19 protein-coding genes and 1 pseudogene are annotated in these 25,404 nt (G+C 66.2%); 5 read left to right on the top strand and 15 right to left on the bottom strand.

Annotation, left to right across the window (positions count from 1 at the left end):
- Positions 1 to 188 precede the first annotated feature (188 nt).
- Complete coding sequence (locus ACIHFD_RS66125; RefSeq protein WP_350733461.1) at positions 189 to 752, top strand: dihydrofolate reductase family protein; 564 nt, start codon at positions 189 to 191, stop codon at positions 750 to 752.
- A gap of 581 nt (positions 753 to 1,333) precedes the next feature.
- Positions 1,334 to 2,680: a glycosyl hydrolase family 28-related protein gene (locus ACIHFD_RS66120; RefSeq protein ID WP_397375664.1), complete on the top strand. Its 1,347-nt coding sequence runs from the start codon at positions 1,334 to 1,336 to the stop codon at positions 2,678 to 2,680.
- A gap of 122 nt (positions 2,681 to 2,802) precedes the next feature.
- On the opposite strand, the gene ACIHFD_RS66115 is transcribed toward ACIHFD_RS66120, so the two are convergent.
- On the bottom strand, positions 2,803 to 3,636 hold the full coding sequence (locus tag ACIHFD_RS66115; protein ID WP_397375663.1) for a hypothetical protein: 834 nt from the start codon (positions 3,634 to 3,636) through the stop codon (positions 2,803 to 2,805).
- Positions 3,637 to 4,012: 376 nt separating this feature from the next.
- Between ACIHFD_RS66115 and ACIHFD_RS66110 the strand changes: the two genes are divergently transcribed.
- Both ACIHFD_RS66110 and ACIHFD_RS66105 read left to right on the top strand, forming a co-directional pair.
- Complete coding sequence (locus tag ACIHFD_RS66110) at positions 4,013 to 9,409, top strand: VWD domain-containing protein (protein ID WP_397375662.1); 5,397 nt, start codon at positions 4,013 to 4,015, stop codon at positions 9,407 to 9,409.
- 86 nt (positions 9,410 to 9,495) lie between these two features.
- The gene (locus ACIHFD_RS66105; protein ID WP_397375660.1) at positions 9,496 to 9,744 is read left to right on the top strand and encodes an Eco29kI family restriction endonuclease; all 249 of its coding nucleotides are present in this window, start codon (positions 9,496 to 9,498) and stop codon (positions 9,742 to 9,744) included.
- Positions 9,745 to 9,946: 202 nt separating this feature from the next.
- Here the strand turns inward: ACIHFD_RS66105 and ACIHFD_RS66100 are convergent, their stop codons facing one another.
- From ACIHFD_RS66100 to msrA, 6 genes are all read right to left on the bottom strand, one after another.
- Entirely contained in the window at positions 9,947 to 10,402 is a 456-nt protein-coding gene (locus tag ACIHFD_RS66100; RefSeq protein WP_397375659.1) for a hypothetical protein, read from the bottom strand.
- Positions 10,403 to 10,609: 207 nt separating this feature from the next.
- A complete protein-coding gene (locus tag ACIHFD_RS66095; protein WP_397375658.1) occupies positions 10,610 to 11,557 on the bottom strand; it encodes an HNH endonuclease in 948 nt (315 codons plus the stop codon).
- 774 nt (positions 11,558 to 12,331) lie between these two features.
- Positions 12,332 to 12,808 (bottom strand): hypothetical protein, encoded by a 477-nt coding sequence (locus tag ACIHFD_RS66090; RefSeq protein ID WP_397375657.1) that lies wholly within the window; start codon positions 12,806 to 12,808, stop codon positions 12,332 to 12,334.
- Between the two features lie 7 nt (positions 12,809 to 12,815).
- Positions 12,816 to 14,057 carry a multiprotein-bridging factor 1 family protein gene (locus ACIHFD_RS66085; RefSeq protein ID WP_397375656.1) on the bottom strand — a complete coding sequence of 414 codons (1,242 nt, stop codon included), beginning with the start codon at positions 14,055 to 14,057 and terminating at the stop codon, positions 12,816 to 12,818.
- A 772-nt stretch (positions 14,058 to 14,829) separates the two neighbouring features.
- Positions 14,830 to 15,534, bottom strand: a complete 705-nt coding sequence (locus tag ACIHFD_RS66080; protein WP_397375655.1) for an HNH endonuclease — start codon at positions 15,532 to 15,534, stop codon at positions 14,830 to 14,832.
- A gap of 293 nt (positions 15,535 to 15,827) precedes the next feature.
- Entirely contained in the window at positions 15,828 to 16,484 is a 657-nt protein-coding gene (gene msrA / locus ACIHFD_RS66075) for a peptide-methionine (S)-S-oxide reductase MsrA (RefSeq protein WP_397375654.1), read from the bottom strand.
- A gap of 123 nt (positions 16,485 to 16,607) precedes the next feature.
- Between msrA and rarD the strand changes: the two genes are divergently transcribed.
- A complete protein-coding gene (rarD, locus tag ACIHFD_RS66070; protein ID WP_397375653.1) occupies positions 16,608 to 17,531 on the top strand; it encodes an EamA family transporter RarD in 924 nt (307 codons plus the stop codon).
- Here rarD and ACIHFD_RS66065 read toward each other — a convergent pair.
- From ACIHFD_RS66065 to ACIHFD_RS66030, 8 genes and pseudogenes are all read right to left on the bottom strand, one after another.
- The gene (locus ACIHFD_RS66065) at positions 17,499 to 18,488 is read right to left on the bottom strand and encodes a polyprenyl synthetase family protein (RefSeq protein ID WP_355206541.1); all 990 of its coding nucleotides are present in this window, start codon (positions 18,486 to 18,488) and stop codon (positions 17,499 to 17,501) included. The two genes, rarD and ACIHFD_RS66065, sit on opposite strands and share 33 nt — an antisense overlap.
- An 11-nt stretch (positions 18,489 to 18,499) precedes the next feature.
- Complete coding sequence (gene nuoN / locus ACIHFD_RS66060) at positions 18,500 to 20,083, bottom strand: NADH-quinone oxidoreductase subunit NuoN (RefSeq protein WP_350733445.1); 1,584 nt, start codon at positions 20,081 to 20,083, stop codon at positions 18,500 to 18,502.
- The gene (locus ACIHFD_RS66055) at positions 20,080 to 21,639 is read right to left on the bottom strand and encodes an NADH-quinone oxidoreductase subunit M (protein ID WP_350733443.1); all 1,560 of its coding nucleotides are present in this window, start codon (positions 21,637 to 21,639) and stop codon (positions 20,080 to 20,082) included. Before ACIHFD_RS66055 ends, nuoN begins: the two co-directional genes overlap by 4 nt.
- Positions 21,639 to 23,486 carry an NADH-quinone oxidoreductase subunit L gene (gene nuoL / locus ACIHFD_RS66050; protein ID WP_397375665.1) on the bottom strand — a complete coding sequence of 616 codons (1,848 nt, stop codon included), beginning with the start codon at positions 23,484 to 23,486 and terminating at the stop codon, positions 21,639 to 21,641. Before nuoL ends, ACIHFD_RS66055 begins: the two co-directional genes overlap by 1 nt.
- Before the next feature lie 70 nt (positions 23,487 to 23,556).
- On the bottom strand, positions 23,557 to 23,853 hold the full coding sequence (gene nuoK / locus ACIHFD_RS66045; RefSeq protein ID WP_185069996.1) for an NADH-quinone oxidoreductase subunit NuoK: 297 nt from the start codon (positions 23,851 to 23,853) through the stop codon (positions 23,557 to 23,559).
- Positions 23,850 to 24,659, bottom strand: coding sequence for an NADH-quinone oxidoreductase subunit J (locus ACIHFD_RS66040; RefSeq protein WP_397375652.1), 810 nt, complete (start codon positions 24,657 to 24,659; stop codon positions 23,850 to 23,852). Before ACIHFD_RS66040 ends, nuoK begins: the two co-directional genes overlap by 4 nt.
- Positions 24,652 to 25,167, bottom strand: a complete 516-nt coding sequence (gene nuoI, locus ACIHFD_RS66035; RefSeq protein ID WP_363985821.1) for an NADH-quinone oxidoreductase subunit NuoI — start codon at positions 25,165 to 25,167, stop codon at positions 24,652 to 24,654. The genes ACIHFD_RS66040 and nuoI overlap by 8 nt, the downstream gene beginning before the upstream one ends.
- Positions 25,154 to 25,404, bottom strand: a pseudogene (locus tag ACIHFD_RS66030) (NADH-quinone oxidoreductase subunit H); the annotation flags it as partial. The pseudogene ACIHFD_RS66030 and the gene nuoI, both read right to left, overlap by 14 nt.

The raw sequence follows: 25,404 nt of genomic DNA, 5'->3' as shown, positions 1-25,404 counted from the left end.
TGGCCGGTCACACCATCACGACCGCGCCACCGATCCCGTCTGCCCATCTACTGTCCGCTGCCGCGCGATGGCCGGGGCCCATGTTTCGTCACAGCATCAGCGACAGGCCACAGACGCCGCGGCCACGCGAGCGCTGCGGCCCGGGACACGCACGTCCCCCGACGACCCGAGACCACGGAGTTCTGATCATGCGGAAGCTGATAGCGACAGTGTTCAACTACTCCCTCGACGGCCTTCTCGCCGACGAGGACACCGAGTTTTGGAAGTTCTGCTTCGGCCTGCCCGAAAACCGTGAGCCCGACGCCCCGGCGCACCTCGACTTTCTCCAGAGCGCGTACGCGCACATCATGGGCCGCACCGCCTACGAGGGCATCGCTGAGGGCATGACAACCTCCACCGACCACCCGTTCGCCGACATACTGAACGCCGGGCGCAAGGTCGTCTTCTCCCGGACCCTGAAGACGGCCGACTGGGCCAACACCACCATCGCCGCTGGTGACACGACAGAAGAGATCGACAAGCTCAGGCTGGGCGGCGACGGCCACATCATAGTATGGGGCGGCGTTAGCCTCTGGCGGTCGCTCATGCGGCTCGACCTGATCGACGAACTCCGGCTGAGCATGTTCCCCTACGTCGCAGGCGAGGGCACCCGCCTGTTCGACGGCGTCCCCAAGTCCTACCAACTCGACCTGGTCTCCAGCACCGCCTCCAGCAACGGGATCGTATATCTGCAGTACCGGCGACACCGCTGACCCAGCGACCGGACATGCACAACGAGCGGCAGTCACGCGAGCGCCGCTACCTGCCCGAGGAGTCCACAACCCAACCCAAACCAACCAGCGACACCGGCGGCATCGCCGCGACCTCAAAGCCCATTACTCCCCGGGACCTTGCCCGCGTTTCCCGTGGCCCAGGGTGAGGAACGAACCCTGGATCGTCGATCGCCCGCAAGCACGTACGGCGTCCAGCCATGTAGTGGCGATCGTAGAGCTGCATCTGTGCGGCGGCGCGGCAACCCTCATCGGGCGTTCGGTTGGTACGGCAGGACCGGCACTCGGTGCCCGACCCGCTCTCCCGCCGCCGTCCGGGACCGGCCCCCAGGCCGCACGCCCGGACGGCGGGCGGGCGGGCGATGCGTTCGGGTGGCTGCAGAAGAAGGCGCGCATCCTCCGCGGGCAGGTCACGACCCTGCGACGATCAGTGGCTCACGATAATGGTCAGTTGTGACAGTTCTGAGAAGGGCTCAAAATGTGCCCGATTCGTCCTGATTTTTGTTCGCGAATCGGTCTAGAACTGATTTAATCCCCAAGTTGATCTCTAGGAGGGCTGTGGCGTGACGGAGCCGAAGAGTCCGAGCATGGGGCGCAGGGCGTTGTGGGGCACCGCCGCAGGGCTGGCGGGTGCCGCCATGATCGCGAAGACCCCGTCCGCAGCGGCGGAGACGGCCCCGCTGGACTGGTTCAATGTCAAGAACTACGGGGCGCTCGGCAACGGGGCCGATGACGACACCCCGAAAATCCAGGCCGCGATCGATGCGGCGGTGGCCGCCGGCGGCGGAACCGTGTACTTCCCCGCGGGGGCGTACGCGGTCACCCCGACGGCCGGCGGCCCGGCCTTGTCCATCGGCGGCAACGGAATCCGACTGGTCGGCGCGAGCAGCAAGGCCTCCACGCTGGTCAAGAAGGCGAACGGCATCCTGTTGCGTATGTCCGGAGCCCCAACCGACACGAGCGGGTCGAAACATCGGCGCTACTGTTCGATCGAAAACCTCGGGTTCAACGGCACTGGCAAGACCGGATTGCTGCTCGAGCTTTACTACAATGACAACTCCTACTTTCGTGATGTTTTCATGTCGAGCAACAACGACCTGTGCATCGACGCCGTCGAGTTCTGGGACTCCAGGTTCTACAATCTGGTGATCGAGGAGAGCACCGGCACAGCGGACAGCACTACTCAGCCCAACGTGTGGCTTCGAAACTCCTCGGCCATGACCGGCTGGGGATACAGTGCCGACAACGTCAACCAGATCCATTTCATCGGATGCCGCATGGAGGCATTCGGCACCGGCGCCTTGTGGATCACCCAGGGCACCGCGAAGAACAATAATCCCAACGGGATCTATCTGACGGACTGCAAATTCGAAACCTCCAGGATGCAGGGCGGCCCTCATCTGAAGGTCGACGCGTCCTGTAGGCATGTCTATGCGTCCAATATCTATGCTTACGCGGGTGGTTTTGCCTCCGGGTATTCCACTGCGCAGAACATCATCGCCTGGGCGGGCAGCGCCGGCGCCCTGGAGAACGTGCTGATCGCCAACAGTCCGTCGGCGGCGACGGTCAACTCCGGGATCGATCTCTACTCCGGCTCCGGCTCGACCGCCGTCCTGCGTAACGTCGTGGGGCGCTACTCCACAAAGCCGACCGGCACTCACATTTACTACGAAGCCTCAAGCACCGGCGATTTCCGCGTGGAGAACTGCCACGCGAACATCGGAGGGCAGTCCGGCGGTACCATCCCGACCAAGAACCAGCCCAACCCACCGCTGCGGATGGTCGCGGGCGCGGTCAGCGACGCCTCGTTCACGCACACCCCGGTCGACGGGACACTTGCGGTCGACTCGACCAACAGACGCCTCTACGTACGGGTAGGCGGCAAGTGGCTGTCGACGGCGCTGAGTTAGCGGCGGCCGGTCGGGATCCTGCGGCCGGAGACGCGTCCGTCCAAGTTGGCGGCACGACGCAGAACACCGGACTACTCAGCGGCCGGCCTGGCGCTCTGGAGCCGAAGCGGAGGTGAATCGGGTCACCTGACGGCGGACGGGACGATGTCGATGGCCTCGATCGACACGGCGGGGCGGAAGGTAAGGAAGGGACGCTCGTCGGTGTCGTTCAAGTCGGTCGTGACGACCCGCTCGGGCGAAGATCCCGGACGCACGACCCGGCCACCGGTGATGGCGAGGTAGGCGCTGAAGTTCCGCCTGGTGAAGCGGCGCTCGCTTCCGGTCGGGACGTCGATCGCGATGAGGGGGCTCTCGTCGTCGGGCTCCGGGTAGACGATGAGTTCCCGGTCGGACGTCCAGACGGAGTGCGCCCCGGGCAGGGCGACCCGATCCTCGTGGACGCCGATCACCTTGCCGGAAAGGTCGAGGACGACGGTGGTGATGATGTCGTCCAGCGTCAGATAGGTGGCGGCGAGGAGTCGCCCGTCCGGGGACCAGCTGATGGCGTCTTCCTGCCAGTAGCCCTCGGCCGACCAGAGCGGCTGCCGGGCGTCGGTGGCGGTCTCGATCAGCACGATGCCGGCGATCTCGTCGCCCACGCCGGGGATTCCGGGTCCGTTCGACAGGTCGGCCAGGACGGCGATCCGGCTGCCGTCCGGTGAGAGCGCCGCCCGCACGAAACCATCCGAGACGAACTCCTGCCGCGCTCCGGTGGCGAGCTCGTGCAGCACCACCCGCGTGGGTCCGGCGCCGTCGTCCTGCCGCGACAGGAACACCAGCCGGGTCCCGTCGGACGACAGCGACACCGTATTGCGGGAGAGGTGGGCCGGGAGCCCCGGGACGGTCACGAACTCGTCGCTGTCGGCGTCCAGCACGAGCACGGCGTCCCGATCGAGGCCATGAGCCGCGACGACCATCCGAGCCGCCCGCACCGGCCGTGAAGCCGGCGCGTCGAAAGCGATTTCCCACGACCGGTGGACGACCACGGTACCTCCCAAGAGCGGATCCGAACCGCAGCCTAGTCAATGATCACGGAACGTGGTGATTCGAGATCTGCCGCAAGCCGATCTTCATGGTGTACCGTCCCGCTGCGATATTTATGTCCTATTTATCCGAGGTGAATGCATGCGGCGTCTCTGCGTGATTATGGCGTGTGTGCTCGTGGCGTCACTGTTAGGACCCGTCCAAGAGACATTAACGGCCAGAATGGCGGCAGCGGCGACCGCGGCCGCTGCCCAGTGCCCCCCGAACAGCAACGACTGGTCGAACGCCGGCAGAGGTGACAAACGCTGCGTGTTCAACCGCATGTACGCCACCCGCCGCCGCATCAACAACAACTTCTGCCTGACCGCCCGTCCCGCGCTCGGCACCTACATCTACCAGCAGCCCAACGAGTGCAGCGCCGGCGGCGGCATCGAGTCCATCGGGCAGGCGCGCGCCATCAAGTACCTGAACGACCACCTCGGCGTCCCGCCGCCCGCACAGCCCGGCGCGGTCATCAACCCGGACGTCCAGTGGGAGACGTACCTCAACAACGGCCGCGATCGGCCCGACATCGTCTACTACGACCGGATCGGCACCAGCTTCGCCGAGGTGGTCGAGGCCAAGGTCAAGGGCAACCCGGACTATGAGGGCTGGGCACGCCAGGTCGGCCGGTACGTCTCGGCGATCGCCGCCAACGGCGTCAACGGCGTCCGCGCCGGGTCGGTCCTCGACCGCTGGGGCGGGTACGAGGACTGGTTCCAGGTCTACGGCAAGGAAAAGACGTGCCCGCTCGGTGGCGGCGCCAAGGGGTTCCAGCTGTCCACCTACAGGGCCACCTCCCCGGCCTCCGGCCTCCTGGACATCAGGGAGGTGAAGAAGGAGCGCAAGTGCGAGAGGCAGAAGGACCCGGCGGATCCCAACAGCCCGCCCGCCAAGATCCCGGTCGTGGACGAGGACGACGACGACTTCAAGTGGGAGCCCCCGGACTACCTTCTGCCGCTGATCAGGGGCATCCGGACCGTCGGTCCGACCACGCTCGCCGAGGACATCGGCGCCTATGGCAGCGTCGAGCTCGCCGCGGCCGAACTGACCGCTGAGATCGAACTGTTCCTCGCCAGCCAGGCGGGCAGGGCGTTCCTGATCGACGCCGGCTTCATCACGGTTGAGGCGGCATTGGCGCTCGGCGTTGTGGCGCTGGTCGGCCTCATCCTGTGGTGGTATTTCACCCACCACGGCAGTCTGGTGAAGGGCGAACCGCACTTCACCACCCCGGACGGCCTGGGCTACGACCTGCAGTCCGTCGGCGAGTTCATCCTCGCCCAGTCCGACAAGTGGAACCTGGAGATCCAGGGCCGGCTCAGCCCCGCCAGCGGCGGCAGGGACGTTTCGGTGATGTTCGACGCCGCGATGGAGGCCGGCGACCACCTGGTCGAGTTCCACGAGGACGACCTGTACATCGACAACGAGAAGCGCACGCTCGACACCGGCAAGCTCCTCTACCTGGGCAAGAACGCGTTCATCCTGCGCAAGGACGACAAGTGGGCCGTCATGTTCGACGGCGTGGCCGGCCCTGCCCTGTCCTGGAGGAGGGGCGCCGCCAGCCTCTACGTGCCGCCGACCCCCGACAGTGACCTCGTGGGCCTGCTCGGCGACGCCGACGGCAACCCGAAGAACGACCTGCGGCTGCGGGACGGCACCCAGTTGCCCGCCAACGCCTCGCCGACCGTGCTGCACAGCAGCTTCGCCGACTCCTGGCGGATCGACGACAACGAGTCGCTGTTCACCTACGGTCCGGGCCAGAGCACCGCGACCTTCACGAACAAATCGTTCCCGGCCAAGATCGTCTCGGTCGCCGACCTGACGCCCGAGCAGGTCCAGCTGGCGACCACGCAGTGCGAGGCGAACGGCGTCCCGGCGGGCCTCCAGTTCAACGACTGCATCCTGGACATCGCGCTCACGGCGGACACTTCGTTCGCGAAGGCCGCCGCCGAGCAGACGAAACCCATCCTCGACCCGACGGCGCAGACCGTCAACGAGGACGGGGACCTGGCGATCGACTTCCAGGGGGCGCTCAGCTCGAACGTGCGGCCGTCGCGGGTTTCGACCGATCCGGCGGTGAGCACGTTCTCAGGGCCGTTCAGCGGGACGGATTCGTACCGGTTCTACGCGCAGGCGCTACCGTCTCACAAGAGCGGGACGCTGAGCTTCGACCTGCTGGCCGTCGGCGACTGGGCGTCCGACTCCGACACCGAGACGGTCCAGGTCGAGACCGACCGCGGCACCCCGTACACGATCACGCCGAGTACGCTGACGCCCGTCGCGACCGGGAAACTGGCGACCGGCCTGCCGTGGGCCAAATACCGGATCACGATGCCGGTCACCCACAACAAGAGCCAGATCGAGTTCAAGACCACGGCCACCGGGGTGGCGGGCATCTCGAACCAGGCGTTCGGGATCGACAACGTCAACCTCGACCTGGACGTCACGCCGCCACAGACGTTCACGGTGTCGCTGCCGTTCACGGCCTCGGACGGCGTCCCGGCCGCGGGAGCGGGCAACCTGGAGACCGAGGTCGCGCGCGACGAGTACCAGTTCACACTGGGCCAGCCGGGTTCGATCTTCGTCGACGCGCAGGAGTGCCCAGGGCTCTGGTTCAACTGGGAGCTGTTCAACGCCGCGGGCGCGAGCGTCGCCACCAACTCTCTGTGCGGTGGCAAGCGCCTCGACGGCCTCGCGGCGGGCGCGTACCGGCTACGCGTCTCACCGCACGAGGACGAGTTCGGCGCCTACAAGCTCAGCGTGAGCACGATCGCGCCCGACGTCGTCAAGACCGCGGCGATCGGCGGGCCGAAGGTGTCGCTGGCGACCACCCAGCCGGGCCAGTACGGCACCTGGACGTTCGCCGGAACAGCCGGCCAGAAGGTCTCCTTCGAGTTCACCGACGGCACCCTGAGTTCGAGCAGCGACGCCACCCTGCGGGTGAAGCGACCCGACGGGACCGTCCTGGCGTCGCAGAGCTGCGGCAAGACCTGCTTCATCGACACCGAGACCCTGCCTGTCACCGGCACCTACTCGGTGGTGTGGGATCCGAAGGACGCCAAGACCGGCTCGCTCGCGCTGCAACTGTTCGAGGTGACCGACCTCACCGGGACGGTCGCGCTCGGAGCGCCCTCCACACTGACGAGCACGGTTCCCGGACAGGACGCGTACTGGTCGTTCGCCGGTAAGGCCGGGCAGCGGATCGCGTTCGGGGTCAGCGGGCTCACCAGCTCCGCCTACGCCTCGGTCCGCAAACCGGACGGAACGCCGCTGTACGGCTCCACCTACTGCTCGACGGCCTGCGCCTTCAACACCATCACGCTTCCCGCGGACGGCACCTACACGATCGTCGTCGATCCGACCGTCGCGCGGCCGGGGCCGATGACGGCAGGGGTGATCGCGGGCGATGTCGCCGGCTCCCTGACCGTCGGCGGGGCACCGGTCAAGCTGACCACCACCGGGCCGGGGCAGAACGCCACCTGGTCGTTCGCCGGGACGGCCGGTCAGCGCATCGCGTTCGTCCTGACGGGCGGGACGTGGGACAACAACGGGTACGCACGCGCCTCGGTGCGCAACCCGGATGGATCGGACCTGTTCAAGCCGACCTACTGCAAGGCGTCGTGCACGTTCGACACGGTCACGCTGCCGGTGACCGGGACCTACACGGTGGTCGCCGACCCGTACGGGGCGGCCGTGGGCTCGATCTCCGCGCAGCTCACCGCGGGCGACGTCACCGGCTCCCTGACCGCCGGCGGGGCACCGGTCAAGCTGACCACCACCGGGCCGGGGCAGAACGCCACCTGGTCGTTCGCCGGGACGGCCGGTCAGCGCATCGCGTTCGTCCTGACGGGCGGGACGTGGGACAACAACGGGTACGCACGCGCCTCGGTGCGCAACCCGGATGGATCGGACCTGTTCAAGCCGACCTACTGCCAGCCGTCGTGCGCGTTCGACACCTCCACGCTGCCGGAGACCGGAACGTACACGGTGGTCGCCGACCCGTACGGGGCGGCCGTGGGCTCGATCTCCGCGCAGGTCGTCGCGGGCGACGTCACCGGGACGCTCACGCCGGGCGGCGCCGCGGTCAAGCTGACCACCACCGAGCCGGGGCAGAACCCGACCTGGTCGCTGGCAGGAAAGTCCGGGCAGCGGATCTCGATCACGATCTCGGGCGGAACGTTCACCAGCGCGCAGGCGTCGGTGCTCGGACCGGACGGTTCGGTCTTCCTGCCGAAGAAGTCCTGCTCCACCTCTTGTTTCTTCGATGCGACCGTACTGCCGGCGGACGGCACCTACCAGGTGGTGGTCGACCCGGCCGGCATCTACACCGGCTCGGCCTCCGCCCAGGTGAACCTCGTGGCGCAGGACGTGGCGGCGCAGGTCACCGTCGGGGGGCCGGCGTCCACGCTGACGACCACGATCGCCGGACAGCACGGCGTGTGGACGTTCGCCGGGACCGAGGGCCAACAGGTGTCGTTCAACTTCACCGGTTCGACGTTCACCTCCAGCTCGGACATCAAGGTCAAGGTCAAGAAGCCGGATGGAACCGACCTGGTCGCCGACACCCGCTGCGGCACCAACTGCCTGCTCGAGCCGACCGTGCTGCCGGTGACCGGTACCTACACGGTCGAGCTCAACCCGCAGAACGCCAAGACGGGCTCGCTGGCCCTGCAGCTCTACACGGTGACTCACCTGACCGGCAGCGTCATCGTCGGAGGCGCCGCGTCCAGCCTCACGACGACGACGCCGGGCCAGAACGGAACCTGGTCCTTCTCCGGCACCACGGGCCAGCTCGTCTCGTTCGACTTCACCGACGCCACCTTCGCCAGTACGACCGGCGCTCGGGTGTCGGTGAAGAAGCCTGACGGCACCGTGCTGGTGGCGGCCACCTACTGCGGTCGTAACTGCTTCCTGGAACCGATTGCTCTTCCGGTCGCGGGTACCTACACGGTGGAATTCGACCCGCAGGATGGGAATGTCGGAAAGCTGACCGCTCAGCTCTACTCGATCACCCACCTGAGCGGCAACGTCACGGTCGGAGGCGCCGCGTCCAGCCTCACGACGACGATGCCCGGCCAGAACGGAACCTGGTCCTTCTCCGGCACCACGGGCCAGCTCGTCTCGTTCAACTTCACCGACGCCACCTTCGCCAACAGCACCGGCGCCCAGGTGACGGTGAAGAAGCCTGACGGCACCGTGCTGGTGGCGGCCACCTACTGCGGCCGCAACTGCTTCCTCGACCCGGTGGCCCTGCCGGCCACGGGCACCTACACCGTCGAATTCAACCCGCGAGACGAACAGGTGGGCAAGCTGACGCTGAGGACCTACCCGGTCGCCGACCTCTCTCCGGTGAGCATCACCATCGGCGGTGCCACCTCGACCCTGACCACCATGACCCCAGGCCAGAACGGAACCTGGACCTTCAACGGCACCGCCAACCAGAAGGTGACCTTCACCTTCACCAACTCCAGTTTCGGCAGCTCCATCGACGCCCAGGTATCGGTGAAGAAGCCCGACGGCACCGCATTGGTCTCCCCCATCTATTGCGGCCGCAACTGCACCATCTCCGCGACGACTCTGCCCGCCGCGGGCACCTACACCATCCTCTTCGACCCCAAGGCCGAAAAGACCGGCGCCCTGACCGTCAAACTCGCGCCGGCGAGCTAGATCAGCACGACGAACCGGCGGCGTGGGCTCGGTGGTGAAAGCCGCCGAACCCACGCCGCCATGGCTTTGGGATACCGCTCAAGGCGGTGCGGCTATTGATCGACGATCACCAGCCGTTATGGAATGTCGTTGTCGAAGGGTTCAGTAATAACGCGCCCGGCGCGAGGCGACGGGGGCCGCGCCCGCCCTGGCATGAGCTGCACCCCGGCGTTCCCTGGGCAGAGGCGTTGTCGTCAGCATCGAAATCAGCCGACCGGCTCCGCGCTGCAGTCCATGAGCATCTCCTCAGGCAGCAGCAGCGCATGCGGCAAGAGACTCACCCCGGATCCGGCTGAGGGAGCCGTCCAACGACCGACGGCATCTGGCGAGACGCACCGCTCAGCCACAGTCCGAGGCAGCGCCAGCGCGTGGGCGGTGCTGGCCGCGACCGGCCCTCAGGCCGCAGCGCGGTCCAACGACCGCCCGACGCGCGGCGGGCGGTCGCAGGCGGCACGCCCTTGACCATGTAGAGAAAGTTGTCGCCGTAGCTACTAGTGACTACCAGCCCTGGGGTAGATCGTTCGGCCTTCGAGTCCACCACCATCGGCTCTCGTTCCCCTCTGCGAGGGGCCGCCAGTACTGCGCAAGCTCAGCGCCGCCGTCCTCATGCGTCACAGCGCGAAAGCGCTCGTCGAGTCGGTCCAGAGTGCTGGTGAGCTTCGTGCGAGCCATCCCACGCAGAGCCTCGCAGTACTCTTCCAGACCATCTCGAACCGTCAGGTCATTGATGTACTCGTAGACCATGTAACGGTCCTGGCCGCGCGACCACTCCTCCATCTCGTTGATCAAGCATTCCCACACCTTGAGAGAGGAGAGAACGCCATAGATCGGTTCCTCGACCTGCGCCGCGTGTTCGGGCGCCAGACCCTCCTTCTCCAGAGCGAGGCGCTGAAGATCGAGAGCACTGAGCATCTGACGTTCGTCGGGAGTGAGACTTCCGGCCAGAGCCTCCACCTCACTCCCACTCCGCGCGCTGTGAGTCATCACTCCCCGTCGCTGGTCGTCAGGCTGGCAGGACAAGCCACGCCCGTTCCGCCGATCCCGCAGTAGCCCTTCGGCACTTTGAAAAGATATCCACAGAGCTGAATCGGATCCTCACTTTCGGCGGTCACGAGGTGCCTGCCCCGATGCATCCTCAGCCATCGATATGCAGGTAGAACGTCACCTGGGGATAGAATCGTAAGTCCTGATCCTACGTCGACGCTGATCCCGAAGGTTGTCGTCGCGCTCGATTCGATACCAAGCCACATCGTAGGCCCAAGCGTAAGTGGATACCTTCTTTTCCACCCCGAAGTGTCGCCCGGTGGCGACTTCCAGAACGTGATGACATTCGTGCTGCAATTCCCATGAGAATTCGGCGAAGTCCGCATCGTCCCAGCCATAGAGATGTTTCAGCTCAAACTTGACTGCCGCCAAAAATTCGGCTTCCGACCTGTCCGCCATGTCAGTGTGTCCACCGTGCTCCTGCACCCACCGTCGCATCTCCTCCGGAGCCGTCTGCCACTTACTTCCAGAATCTCTCATTTCTGCATAATCCACCCACGCCCAGAAACCTTCCGCGTCGGCGATATCGGGAGCCTGCTCGTGGTGGCGCTTACATAACAGCGCAAAGTTGCGGACATTCATCGAGCCACCGAGCGCTGTGGGCACGACATGCGCTCGCTCGGCTGGCTCGCCCCAGCATACGAGGCAGCACGGCACGTCCATCCCGAGATAGTCGGCAATCACACTCTTGAGTGGTGGAGATTTCCGGCCGCCATCCACCAAGTCTCGCGATCTGATCGGCAAGAGTTCCGCATCATACCAAAATCCGTTCTCATCTTCCGGGTAAGAAATACTTAGAAGATCAGGAAGGTCGTCAAGCTGCCCCTCATTCTTCTTTATGTGAATTATCGGCATGTGGGCTTCGGAGAGATAAGGCCAGAGAAACTCAAGGATGAAATGCCGCATCAGCTCCCGCGCATCACGGTCGTAGCCGCCTTCGTCATTCTTATGCCCCTGGATGTCAAGGTACAGGTGACGTGGAGCACCGGGATTCGTCCGTTGCGCTAACTTAACCACTTCGAAGATACGGCGAGCACAACGTTCGAAGTTCTCGTAAACCGCCATGTCGTGATACAGGGCGACCGGACGAGGACCCTTCGGTCGTCGGCTAGCTCTAATGCGCTTCTGTTTCCCCAACTTCGCTCTCTCCTTCGGTCCTGTGAACGATGATGCCAGGCAGGGGTGACAGAACGGCTCGTCTTCGCCGTCTTCACCCCCGGCGACGGACACCCGAGGAGCACCCGCAGATCACGAGCGCATTCTCGAACATCACGAATCTGCTCATCCGCCGGCTCGCCTCGTGGACTCCGTACAAAGCTGGTCACACATCTAGCCATATAGAGCTCTGCCAGCACGACTGGCCACCCGTCAATCTCAAAGCCCCATAGCTTGTGCGGGTAGTGCCGCAGCCTGTGCTCCGCCCCGAGAACGGAGGCCCGGTCGAAGATCTCCCGCTTCACTCACCAGAGTTGGTAACGCTCCACAGCACATGCCGCCGGGGACGAACCTGGACTACGTGCCGAACTCCCTGGGCCTTCTGATCCTCTGGATTTGGAGGAAACCGAGTTCTGGGAAGGCGCAAGGTGTCACGCTGAACTTCCCTGAACAGACAGCCGACAGTTGGACCTGGCTCTCCAGCGGCCATCGCCACGGAGAGGCTTTCTGGGCCGAGATAGCTCGCCAACGGATCACCACCGCTCGCAAGATCGCACAGCAGCAAGCACGTGAGGACCAGTAGAGCCCGTGCCTCTAAGACCTAGAGAGATCCACCTCTAGGTCTAGAGGCACGCCTAGAGGTCCATTGGCCGCCTGACCAGGCACCTAGCGTTCTAGAGGCTCCTAATCTCGTCGGGCCCCATCGGGCCAGATCACCCGCACGGGCACCTCCCGCCTCTGAGCCTCGGCCACCACGTCAGCAGTGCCGCCATAACCTCGGGCCGGCTGCCCGTCCCAGACAGCGAACAACACATCGGCGTCGTCCAGCATCCGAGCACTGGCCGTCATGTGCGACTCCGAGGTGGACTCCACAAAGTCCAGCCTGTGAGTTCGGACTGCCCGGCCCAGCAACTCGTCGTACAAAGCATGACACTCGCCCGGCAGCCCGTCCCGATACTCCTTGGCCGGGATCACAGCCTCCAGCACCCCACCGAGGTCGAGTACCGCGCGAGCGAAGATCTGATCGGCCCCGTCCGCCAGGCAGGACAACGCGGTTACGCCGGAGCGGTACTCCGCAAGCGCCTTACGTACCGCGCCGTCGATCAGGACGGCGGTCTCCTCCGGCAAGCCCCGATGACCAGACACAGCGATGCGAACCATGGTCCCCCTAGATCAGAGTGGCGTGAAGACGCTCATCGAATGAGCGCAGAGCGCTGGACGACGGCCCGGCATACGATCGGCGGAAACTCTTGACCCGATACAGGACACGCTCAGAGCCATACGTCGTCGCCACAGTGAGCGCGTTGGACGCCAGATACAGCGCCTCGTCGTAGCGCCCCGACATGGCCTCAGCCGCCGCCACCTCCGTCATGAGCACACCCCGCTGCTTCGCACCGGGCTGGGCCGACGAAAGCGACTCGTTGAAGGCGGCAACGGCTTCGGCCGGCCGCTTGAGCCGTACCATCACCAGGGCGCGATAGCCCGCCAGCTTCGCATGATCAAACGGGAACACCCACGGCCAGGGCGGTGCGGAGGCCCGCTCACCAGCCCGTACTGCAGCCTCAGCCGCGCTCAACGCCTGAACCGCTGCCACCTCGTCTCGCGCGGTCGCATGGCCGAGCGCTTCGAGGCTGGACAGCCACGCGCGGGCGATGGCCGGTGGCCGCTCACCGATCTCCCGCCGCGCCCTCGCCAACAGATTCAGTCCAATCAGCGGATCATCGGCGTCGATCTCGAACGCGGCCAGACTGCCGATCATGTACGCCGCCAGCAGCGCATTGTTGGCCTGTCGTGCGCTGTCGACGGCGCGACGGTAGTAGAAGCGCGCCGAACCGGTGTCCTGCATGTCGGCATGCACCCAGGCCGCGAAGCCTGCCGCTTCGCTCAGACCGGCCCGGATCTGGTCAGCATGCGGAGACCGCGATGCGCGGCCGAGAACGCGGCTCGCGAGATCGACCTGCGCCACCGCCGGACGAGCGAGTTCACGCGCAGGCGTGACAGCCTCCAACCGACGCTGGGCGCCGGTGATGCTGGTCAGCGTGGCGGCCGTCGTCTCGTCCACATCCGGCCGCTTGGGCAGGGCCACCCCCGCCAGCGCGGTCAACGCCAGAGCCTTACCGAAATCTCTGCGCTTCGTCGGATCGTCATCCCCTCGGGCTCCGAATCGGAGCAAGTGAAGCGGCACCCCGATCTGGATGGATATCTCCCGAACTTGGTACACAGTGAGCGGCTGACGGCCCCGCAACACCTTGGACATCCAACTCTGGGAGTAGCCAACCGCCTCAGCGAGCTGGCCCTGCGTCCAACCGTGCACCCGCCGCACCTCTTCGAGGATGGTTGGTAGATCGCACTCGGCGAGAGCGGCGGCCACAACTGGCCCGGACCAGAACTGCGGCGGTATCTGGGTCACAACGCTAGGTTAAGCCGCCGACTCCTGCCGTACCGATATTCATGACGGGAATAGGCGTACCACCAGCAGCACTAGGCCGTTCACCTGCGGTTTAGTGACGGCGACGCTCAGTACATGAACGCACTACCGCCTCCGCCGGAATCACTACCGACGTCCATCACGACTGCGGCACGCCCATGGTGTCGGTCTGGGTCGGCCTGATCGTTTGGTGCGCGGACGGCACGTACTGGTGGCGCACCGGCTGGAACCCACGCAGACACCGAGCGATCTACGCAGGGCATCCCTTCACCCAGCCGGCCCGCGCCGCCCACCGAGTCGCTCTTCGCTACATGGAACTGCGCATGGCACACCCGCTCTCGTCGCTCGTCGCCGGAGCGCAGCCGTGCCTCTGACCGTGCAGCAAGTGCTCAGCAGATTCCCCGGCTGGCAGATCACCGACATGTCTGGAGGCTGGGTGGCCATGCGAGTCAACTGCGTGCCCAAGAACAGCGGCCTCTCTAACGTGCGTTGCGGAGAGACCTTGGAGGAGCTGGCCCGGAATCTACACGCCGAGATCAGGCATCAGAAGTCACGGCAGCCTGCGGTAGGCAAGTAATTCGATGGCAACCCGACCCGGAGCGCAGGGCCTCCAGGCCCGAGCACCGGAAGCAGGGCGGCAGCTCGACTTCGCTCTTATCAGAGAATTTATTCGAAGAAGCCTTTAGGCAAGGTCTTCCGCGCCAACAAAATGAGAGTAACGAGCTAATACAGAAATCCAATCAGACTCAGAGCTTCACCATGCAAAGTTCTGCACCGGCGACTCTTCGCTAGCCAGAATGCCAGCCTCTTCACAGACCAGCAGATGCAAGCGGGACGAGACCTCGGCAAGCTCTTCCGTAATATCGCGGCACGCCAATGCTTCAGGTACAGGACAAGGAGCACCCCTGACCTCGTCGGACCACTCAGCGACATGCATGAGTATGGCCCCCGCGACCTCAGAGACCTCTGCGTCCCTCCCCCATGCGCTCTGAAAGTCCAGCAGCGCACACAGCGCATCTGCGAATGGCCCACCATCTGGCTTGCCCTGGGCAGTGGGGTCCGCTGCAATAGACCTCACCCTTGCCTTCGCTGCGGCGTACTCCAATTCGCCTCGCACCCAGGCACCGAAGGCTGTCCGAAAACCCTGGTAAGCAGCGATGAGGGAAATACAATCCGCCGCAGCACCGAAGGTACTCGAAAGGAGCGGATTTAGGTTAACTTTGTACTGCCGCACAGCCTTTCGATCGAGTGGATTGTGCGGATCATCATAACGCGCATGACAGGTGGGGCATAGAGCAATAAGGTTTTTAAACTCGTGCTTCTTGACTTTTGACCACGGAATGATATGCGCTATCTCAACCGGCGTGGCTCGACAAGTCGGGATCGCACATCGATGCCCCGCCTCAATAAGGACACGGCGTCTAAGTTCACTGGGGATAGCAGGCCGTCCTGCGGTCATGAAGCCATGCTAACGATTCCCGCTGACACCCAGCAGGGGAACGACGGCCACACCTGCAGGGAGAAGGACGCAGCAAAGCAGATCACACGCTGGCAGAGGCGCGTGGGCGGTGCTGACCGCGACCGGCCCCCAGGCCGCAGCGCGGCTAGCGACCGCCCGACGCGCGGCGGGCCGCCGCAGGCGGCACGCCCTTGACCATGTAGTGAAGGTTGTCGCCGAAAACGGCTCTGGCCCCTGATCGACGCCGGGGATGCCGAGCGATCAAGGGCCAGGATCTAGCTATATCCACAGGTCTATGCCTCTCCAGAGGTCAGGCCGACCGGACAAGCCACGCCCGTTCCGCCGATCCCGCAGTAGCCGTTTTTGTTGCGGTGAAGGTACTGCTGGTGATAGTCCTCCGCGTAGTGGAACGGGCCCGCGGGGGCCAGCTCGGTGGTGATCTCGCCGTAGCCCGCCTGCTTCAGGACCCCCTGGTACGCGTCCCGCGACGCCTCCGCGGCCTTCTGCTGCTCCGGTGAGTGGTAGTAGATCGCCGACCGGTACTGCGTGCCCACGTCGTTGCCCTGGCGCATGCCCTGGGTCGGGTCGTGGGCCTCCCAGAAGACCTTCAGGAGCTCCTCGTACGACACCTTCGCCGGGTCGAAGGCCACCCTGACGGCCTCCGTGTGACCCGTGAGGCCGCTGCAGACCTCCTCGTACGTCGGGTTGGGCGTGTAGCCGCCCTGGTATCCGACCGCCGTCGTGACCACCCCGGGCGTCTGCCAGAACTTGCGCTCCGCGCCCCAGAAGCAGCCGAGGCCGAAGTCGGCGATCTCGAGGCCCTCGGGCGGGGTGAGGGGGGCGTCGAGGACCGCGTGGCGGGACGGGATCGGCATGGGGTCCGGGCGGCCGGGGAGGGCGTCCTCGGGCCGGACCATCGATGTCTTGTTGCCGCCGAACAGCCAGCCCATGGCACTACCTCCAGTAGGTCTCGTCCCAGAGTACATAGGCTCTAACGCTTTAGGAGCGCTACACATTTCCGTATAGTGAGAGGCATTTGTGTTTAAAGGTGGTAATGCCCGAAGATGGGGTTCATGCCTGACCTTCGGCGCGGTGTCTTGTTCGGGATCGCCGCCTACACGATGTGGGGGCTGTTCCCCCTCTACTGGCGGCTCCTCAAGCCCTCCGGAGCCGTTGAGATCCTCGCCCACCGGATGGTGTGGTCGCTGGTCGCCGTCGCGGCCGTACTGGCGGTACGCAGGCACTGGTCCTGGTTCCGCCCGCTGCTCAAGCAACCCATGAAGCTCGGCCTGCTGGTGCTGGCGGCCATGGTCGTGACCCTCAACTGGGGCACCTACATCTACGCCGTCAACACCGGGCACGTCGTCGAGAGCGCCCTGGGCTACTTCATCAACCCGCTCGTCAACGTGCTGTTCGGGGTGGTGCTGCTGCGGGAGCGGCTGCGGCCGATGCAGTGGGTGGCCGTCGGGTTCGGGGCCCTGGCGGTGCTGGTGCTGACGTTCGACTACGGGCGGCTGCCGTGGATCGCGCTGACGCTGGCCCTGAGCTTCGGCGTGTACGGGCTGCTGAAGAAGCGGGCCAACGTGCCGGCCACCGAGGGCCTCGCGATCGAGACCCTGGTGCTGATCCTCCCGGCGCTCGGCTACATCTTCTTCCTGCACGCCGGCGGGCAGGGGACGTTCGCCAGCCAGGGGCTCGGGCACGCCCTGCTGCTGATCGGCGGCGGGATCGGCACCGCCATCCCGCTGATCTGCTTCGGGGCGGCGGCCATCCGGGTGCCGCTCAGCACCATGGGGCTGCTGCAGTACATCGCGCCGGTCCTGCAGTTCGCGTGCGGCGTGCTGATCGCCAAGGAGACCATGCCGTCCAGCCGGTGGATCGGCTTCTCGATCGTCTGGCTGGCCCTGGCGATCTTCACGTACGACGGCTTCAGGACGGCTCGCGCCGCGAAGCGGGTCCGGAAATCAGCCGGAACGCTGGACCACGTAGTCACATAGCGCCAAAAATGCGGACCTGGCGGGGATGTCGGGAAGGCCGGAGATGTCGGCACGGGCGCGGTCCACCCAGGATTCCAGCTCAGCCCGCGCCTGGGCCATCGCCGGGTCGGCGCGGAGCAGGCTCAGCGCCTCCTCCACATCCTCCTCGGCCACCGGACCCGCCAGCAGCTCACGCAGCCGCGACGGCTCCTCCGACGCCAGAGCGTACAGAACCGGGAGGGTCCTGATCCCCTCCCGCAGGTCGGTCCCCGGCGTCTTGCCCGACTGGGCGCCGGACGAGGCCACATCCAGCAGGTCGTCACCGAGCTGCCAGGCCACCCCGATGGCCTCACAGGCGCGGCTGAGCCGCTCCTCGACGTCCGCGGGCGCGCCGGACAGCAGCGCGCCGAAGCGGCCGGAGGCGGCGATCAGGGAGCCGGTCTTGTCGGCGAGCACGCTCAGGTAGTGGCCGATCGGGTCCTCGCCGTCGCGCGGGCCGACGGTCTCGCGGATCTGCCCCTGGACGAGGCGGGAGAACGTCTGAGCCTGGATGCGGATCAGCTCGGGACCGAGGTCCGCGAGGAGGTCGGACGCCTGGGCGAACAGATAGTCGCCGGTGAGGATGGCCACGGTGTTGTCCCACCGGGCGTTGGCGGACGGGGAGCCCCGGCGGACCGGGGCCTCGTCCATGACGTCGTCGTGGTAGAGCGAACCCAGGTGGGTCAGCTCGATCACCACCGCGCCGGGCACGACCCCCGGCGCGGACGGGTCGCCGAACTGCGCGGCCAGCAGCAGCATCAGCGTGCGGAACCGCTTGCCGCCGGCCTCGATGAGGTGCTTGGACGCCTCCGTGACGAAGGCGTCCTCGCTCTCCACCGACGAACGCAGGAGCTTCTCTACCGCGGCCAGTCCGGTGGCCACGTCCTGCGCCAGCCGTTCGTCCTCGATGGGAAGGTCAACCACGGGAGGCGCAGACATACGAGATCCCCTTATCTGATGAACAGGCTGTGTGCGGCGTCGTTGGCGACACCGAGCACGGACTCCGGGTAGAGCCCCACTCCTACGGTAACCAGCAACGAAACGGCGATGACGGCCACGGTCCCCATACTGGGCACCGCGATCGCCGGGCCGTCGGCCGCCGGCTCGCTGAAGAACATCAGCACGATCACGCGGACGTAGAAGAACGCGGCGATGGCCGAGGCCACCACACCCACCACGACCAGGCCGGCCATCCAGCCGCCCATCGAGTCGCCGGGCTGCGTGCCACTGTTCAGAGCGGCGGCGAAGACGGCGTACTTGCCGAAGAAGCCGCTCGTGAGCGGGATGCCGGCGAAGGCCAGCAGGAAGAAGGCGAACACCCCGGCCAGCACCGGCGCGCGCTTGCCGAGCCCGGCCCAGCGCGACAGGTGACCGGCCTCGCCGCCAGGGTCGCGTACGAGCGTGACCACCGCGAACGCGCCGACCGTCGTGATGCCGTAGACCGCCAGGTAGAACAGGATCGCCTTGAGGGAGACCGCGTTCTGCTCGGCGGAGCCGAACGTGGCCATCACGCCGACGAGCAGGAAGCCCGCGTGCGCGATGGACGAGTACGCCAGCATCCTCTTGATCTCGGTCTGCGTGATCGCCAGGATCGAGCCGACGATCATGGTCAGAGCGGCGACGCCCCAGATGATCGGCCGCCAGTTCCAGTCGAGGTTGCCCAGACCCACCCAGAACACCCGCAGCACGGCGCCCATGGCCGCGACCAGCGTGCCGGAGGCCATGAGAGCGGTGATGGGCGTCGGAGCGCCCTGGTAGACGTCCGGCTTCCAGGCGTGGAACGGCGCCGCACCGATCTTGAACAGCAGGCCCACGCCGAGCAGCGCGAGACCGAGCATCAGGATCGGGTCGAGCGTGGCGCTCCTGGCCATGGCCTCGTTGATGCCCGGCAGCGAGACGGTGCCGGCGAAGCCGTACACCATCGCGGTGCCGTACAGGAAGAAGGCCGAGGAGAACGCGCCCAGCAGGAAGTACTTCATGGACGCCTCCTGCGAGAGCAGGCGACGCCGGCGGGCCAGGCCGCACAGCAGGTAGAGCGGCAGCGACATGACCTCGAGGCCCACGAACATCATCAGCAGGTCGTGGGCGGCCGGGAAGAGCAGCATGCCGCCGACCGCGAACAGGACCAGCGGGTACACCTCGGTGTGCCCGCCGCCCGTGGCCTCGGCCTCCTCCTCGTCGGCGCTGCCGGGCACGGCCGCGGCCGAGGCGACGAAGTGGCCCTCGTCGTTGATCAGCAGCACGCACACGAACGACAGGACGAGGATGACGCCCCAGATGAACAGCGCGGGCCCGTCCACCGCGACCGCGCCCATGGCGACCGGCGCGGTGGGCACGTTGCCGCGCAGCACCTGGACGAGCACCAGGGCGAACGCGCCGAACAGGCTCAGCAGGGTGAGCGGGACGTGGATCGACTTACGCAGGTATCGCGGCGCGAACGCCTCGACGAGCACTCCGATGACGGCCGCGCCGAACACCACCAGCAGCGGCGCCAGCGTGCCGTACTCGATCGTCGGCGCTGGGATGGAGTTCACTGACCTGTCCCCTTCTCAGCGATGGTGGAGGTGGGCACCTTCACGTTGGTCAGCGTCTGGTGCACCGACGGGTTGATCACGTCCAGCAGCGGCTTGGGGAAGAAGCCGAAGCCGATGATCAGGGCGACCAGCGGGGCCAGCACCCAGATCTCGCGGGCGTTCAGGTCCTTGAACGCCTTGACCGGCTCGGCCGTCGGCCCGTTCATGGCCCGCTGGACCATCCACAGGATGTAGACGGCGGCGAGGATGACCGCCACCGCGGCGACCACCGCGGCCACCGTCAGGGCGCCCGACCCGTGGGCCTGGCTGGAGTACGTGCCGACCATGACCATGAACTCGCTCACGAACGAGGAGAGCCCCGGCAGCGAGAGACCGGCCAGACCGGCGACCAGGAAGAAGCCCGCGAGCACCGGCGCGACGCTCTGCACGCCTCCGTAGTCCCCGATGAACGGCGAGCCGCGCCTGGCGATCAGGAAGCCCGCGGCCAGGAACAGCGCGCCGGTGGCGAAGCCGTGGTTGACCATGTAGAGGGCCGCGCCGGACTGGGCGACCGACGACATGGCGAACACGCCGAGCACGATGAACCCGAAGTGCGAGATCGACGTGTACGCGATGAGGCGCTTCATGTCGGTCTGCCCGATGGCCACGATGGCGCCGTAGATGATGCTGATGACCGCCAGTACGACGATCGGCATCGTGAACGCCTTGGCCGCGTCGGGGAACAGCTCCAGGCAGAAGCGGAGCATCCCGAACGTGCCGACCTTGTCCAGCACGCCCACCAGCAGCACGGCGGCACCGGCCGGAGCCTGCGCGGCCGCGTCGGGCAGCCAGGTGTGCACCGGCCAGAGCGGCGCCTTGATCGCGAAGGCGATGAAGAAGCCCGCGAACAGCCACTTCTGCATGGCCGGGTCCTGCACGACCCCGATCAGCTCGGGGAACATGAAGGTCTTGCTGCCGCCGACCACGTAGAGCCCGATGACCGCGACCAGCATGAGCAGGCCGCCGAACAGCGAGTACAGCAGGAACTTGACGGCCGCGTAGGACCGCTGGGCGCCGCCGTACGACCCGATCATGAAGTACATCGGGATCAGCATGGCTTCGAAGAACACGTAGAAGAGGAAGATGTCGGTCGCCGCGAAGACACCGATCATCATCGTCTCGAGCACCAGCAGCAGCGAGAAGTACGTCTTCACCGACCGCTTGGGCGTGATGAGCGTGCCGTCGGCGGTCTTGACGCCGTCGGCGTCGTGCCAGGAGGCCAGCACCACGATCGGCACCAGCACCACCGAGAGCGCGATCAGGACGAGCGCGACGCCGTCCACGCCGACCCCGAACTTCACGCCGAAGCTCGGGATCCAGTTGTACTCGGCGGTGAACTGGAAGCGCGGACCGGCCGGCTTGAACCCGGCGGCCATGACACCCGTGAGGACCAGCGTCAGCAGCGAGACCAGCAGGGTGACCTGCTTGGCCAGCTTGTCACTGCCCTTGGGAAGCAGGGCCACCACGATGGCGCCCACCACGGGCACCGCCATGAGTATCGGAAGCCAGGGTGACATCAGAGGTTCCCAACGAGGAGCAGGGCGCCGGTCAGCAGGGCGGCACCGATGAAGATGGACAGCGCGTACGTTCTGGCGAAGCCCGTCTGGAGCCTCCGCAGGCGCCCCGAAGTGCCCCCGATACCCGCGGCCAGGCCGTTGACCAGCCCGTCGATGCCGCGGTTGTCGAAGAACACCGCGATGCGGGTCAGCCACTGGCCGGGGCGCATGAAGAGCGACTCGTTGAGCGCGTCGCCGTAGAGGTCACGGCGGGCGAACGTGGTGAGGAACGACCCGCGCGGCTGCACGACGGGCACCTCGGCCCGGCCGTACCTCATCCAGGCGAAGGCCGCACCGACCGCGACGAGCGCGAGCGTGGCGAGACCTGCCGGGCTGGTGGCGTGGAACGAGGGCAGCTCCTCCGGCCGGCCGACGGCCGGGGCGAGGAACATCATGAGGCGGTTGCTCAGGATGAGGTAGCCGCCCAGCCCGATCGAGCCGATCGACAGGATGATCAGCGGCCAGGTCATGACGGCCGGCGACTCGTGCGGGTGCGCGTCCTCGGCCCAGCGCTTCTCGCCGAAGAAGGTCATGAAGACCATCCGCGACATGTAGAAGCCGGTGATGCCCGCGCCCAGGACGGCCAGCCAGCCGAGGACCGGGCTGTGCTCGACCGCGGTCTCGATGATGCCGTCCTTGGTGAAGTAACCGGACAGCAGCGGGAACCCGATGATCGCCAGGTAGCCGATGAAGAACGTCACGAAGGTGATCGGCATGACCTTGCGCAGCCCGCCGTACTTCCGCATGTCCACTTCGTCGTTCATGCCGTGCATGACCGAACCGGCGCCGAGGAACATGTCGGCCTTGAAGAAGCCGTGCGTGATCAGGTGACCGATCGCGAACGCGTACCCCGCGGGGCCGAGGCCCGCGCCGAGCATCATGTAGCCGATCTGCGACATCGTCGAACCGGCCAGGCCCTTCTTGATGTCGTCCTTCGCGCAACCGATGATCGCACCGGCGAGCAGCGTGGCCGCGCCGACGATGGTGACGGCGAGCGCCGCGCCCGAGCCCTCGGGGAAGAAGAACGCCCCCGAGCGGACCACCAGGTAGACGCCTGCGGTGACCATGGTCGCGGCGTGGATCAGGGCCGACACGGGGGTCGGGCCCTCCATGGCGTCCAGGAGCCAGGACTGCAGCGGGAGCTGGGCGGACTTGCCGCACGCGCCGAGGAGCAGCAGCAGGCCGATGGCCAGCATGGTGCCGCTCTCCTGGCCCGGCGTGATCTGCTCGCCGAGGCTCTTGAAGGTCAGCGTGCCGAACGTGGTCCAGATGACGAACATGCCGACCAGCAGGCCGAAGTCACCGACGCGGTTGACGACGAACGCCTTCTTCGCCGCGACCGCCGCCGACGGCTTGAACTGCCAGAACCCGATCAGCAGGTACGACGCCAGACCGACGCCCTCCCAGCCGATGAACAGGCCCACGTAGTTGTCGGACAGCACCAGCAGGAGCATCGCGGAGACGAACAGGTTCAGGTATCCGAAGAACCTGCGCCGGTGCTCGTCGTGCGACATGTAGCCGATCGAGTAGATGTGGATCAGCGACCCCACACCAGTGATCAACAGCGCGAAGCTGATCGACAGCGGGTCGATCAGCAGCCCCATCTTCACCAGGCCGGGGATGAAGTCGTAGAGCTCGACCGCCCTCCGGCGCTGCTCTTCCCCGAACCCGACGAGCTCGAAGAACGCCAGCACCGCCACGACGAACGAGGCGAGGGACATGGCCACGCCCAGCAGATGGCCCCAGCGGTTGGTGAACCGGCCCAGCACCAGCAGGATGGCCGCCCCCACGAGAGGGAGGGCGATCATCAGCCAGGAGACCCCGATCACGCCGCCGGTGTGCTGGATGATCTCAACAGGAGATTCCACCAGTCACCTCTTAGTACTTCAGCAGGTTGGCGTCGTCGACCGACGCGGACCTGCGGGTTCGGAAGATCGTCACGATGATGGCCAGGCCGACCACGACCTCGGCCGCGGCCACCACCATCACGAAGAACGCGATGATCTGGCCCTCCAGGTTGCCGACCTGCCTGGAGAAGGTGACGAAGGCGAGGTTGCAGGCGTTGAGCATGAGCTCCACGCACATGAACACCACGATCGCGTTGCGCCGGATCAGCACACCCAGAGCGCCGATGGCGAACAACAGGCCGGACAGGACGAGGTAGTGCGTCGTCACTTGGTCACCTCATTGTTCTGCTCGCTGTCATCCCGCTCGATGGCGTGCTCCTCGGCGTCTTCCTCGGCCGTGTGCTTGATGGCATCGGCGAGCTTCGGGTCGGCCGGCAGGTGGTCGTGCTCCACGTCGTACCGGGCGATGTACCGGTTGACCGAGGACGGAGCGACCGACCCGTCGGGCAGCAGCGCCGGCATGTCGATGGCGTTGTTCCTGGCGTAGGTGCCGGGGCCGGGCAGCGCCGAGGGCTGGTCGCCGAGGAACCTGGCGCGGGCCAGGTCCTTCTGCGTCGGCTTCTCGGTGAGCCGCTCGCGGTGCGCCAGCACCATCGCGCCCAGCGCCGCCGTGATCAGCAGCGCCGAGGTGATCTCGAACGCGAACACGTACTTGGTGAACAGCAGCAGCGCGATCGAGCGGATGTAGCCGCCCTGCGCCGTGGCCTGCGCCAGCCCCGCCTGGTCGGCGAAGATCGCGTTGCCGAAGGCCAGGACGACCAGCACCAGGAAGCCGAGGGCCGCGAGAGAGGCCCAGACGCGCTGGCCCTTCAGCGTCTCGACGAAGGAGTCGGAGGAGTCGACGCCCACCAGCATGAGCACGAACAGGAACAGCATCATGATCGCGCCGGTGTAGACGATGATCTGCACCGCGGCCAGGAAGGGCGCGTCCTGCACGGCGTACAGGACCGCGAGGGAGAGCATCACCGTGCCGAGCATCAGCGCGGAGTACACGGCCTTCCTGTTGAAGACCATGCCGAGCGCGGCGCCGACGGACACGACGGCGAGCACCCAGAACGTGACGGTCTCACCCATTGGTCCGCCCCAGCCGGTAGTAGTCCTCTTCGGTCTCACCGAGCCGCATGGGGTGCGGGGGCTGCTCCATGCCCTGGGTCAGAGGCGCGAGCAGCATCTCCTTGGTGAAGATGAGGCTCTCGCGGGAGGTGTCGGCGAGCTCGTACTCGTTGGTCATGGTGAGCGCCCGGGTCGGGCAGGCCTCGATGCACAGACCGCAGAGGATGCACCGCAGATAGTTGATCTGGTACGTGCGCCCGTAACGCTCACCCGGCGAGAACCGCTCCTCGTCGGTGTTGTCCGCGCCCTCGACCAAGATCGCGTCGGCCGGACACGCCCAGGCGCACAGCTCGCAGCCGACGCACTTCTCCAGCCCGTCAGGCCAGCGGTTGAGCTGGTGACGCCCGTGGAAGCGAGGAGCCGTCGGCTTCTTCTCCTCCGGGTAGTTCGTCGTGACGGGCTTCTTGAACATCGTGTGGAAGGTGACCCCGAAGCCCTTGACGGGGTTCAGCCAATCAGTTAGTCCCACTGGGAATCTCCTTGTGCTGCACCCCGTGGTAGTGCGGCAGATCGAGCGGCGGCACCGGGAAGCCACCTGCCGTCGGCTCTTCGGACAGTTCCTCGAACTCGGCCTCGACCTGGGCCTTCTGGGCCTCCTTGCGCCGCTGGTTGACGGTGTCGAACCGCATCCAGATGGCCAGCCCGCCGATCACGATGATCCCGGTGACCACGAGGGCGATCATCCGGGACTCCTCGTTGAGCATCA

It is taken from the genome of Nonomuraea sp. NPDC051941 (assembly GCF_044593615.1).
This window is presented reverse-complemented; position numbering and strand designations above follow the sequence as displayed.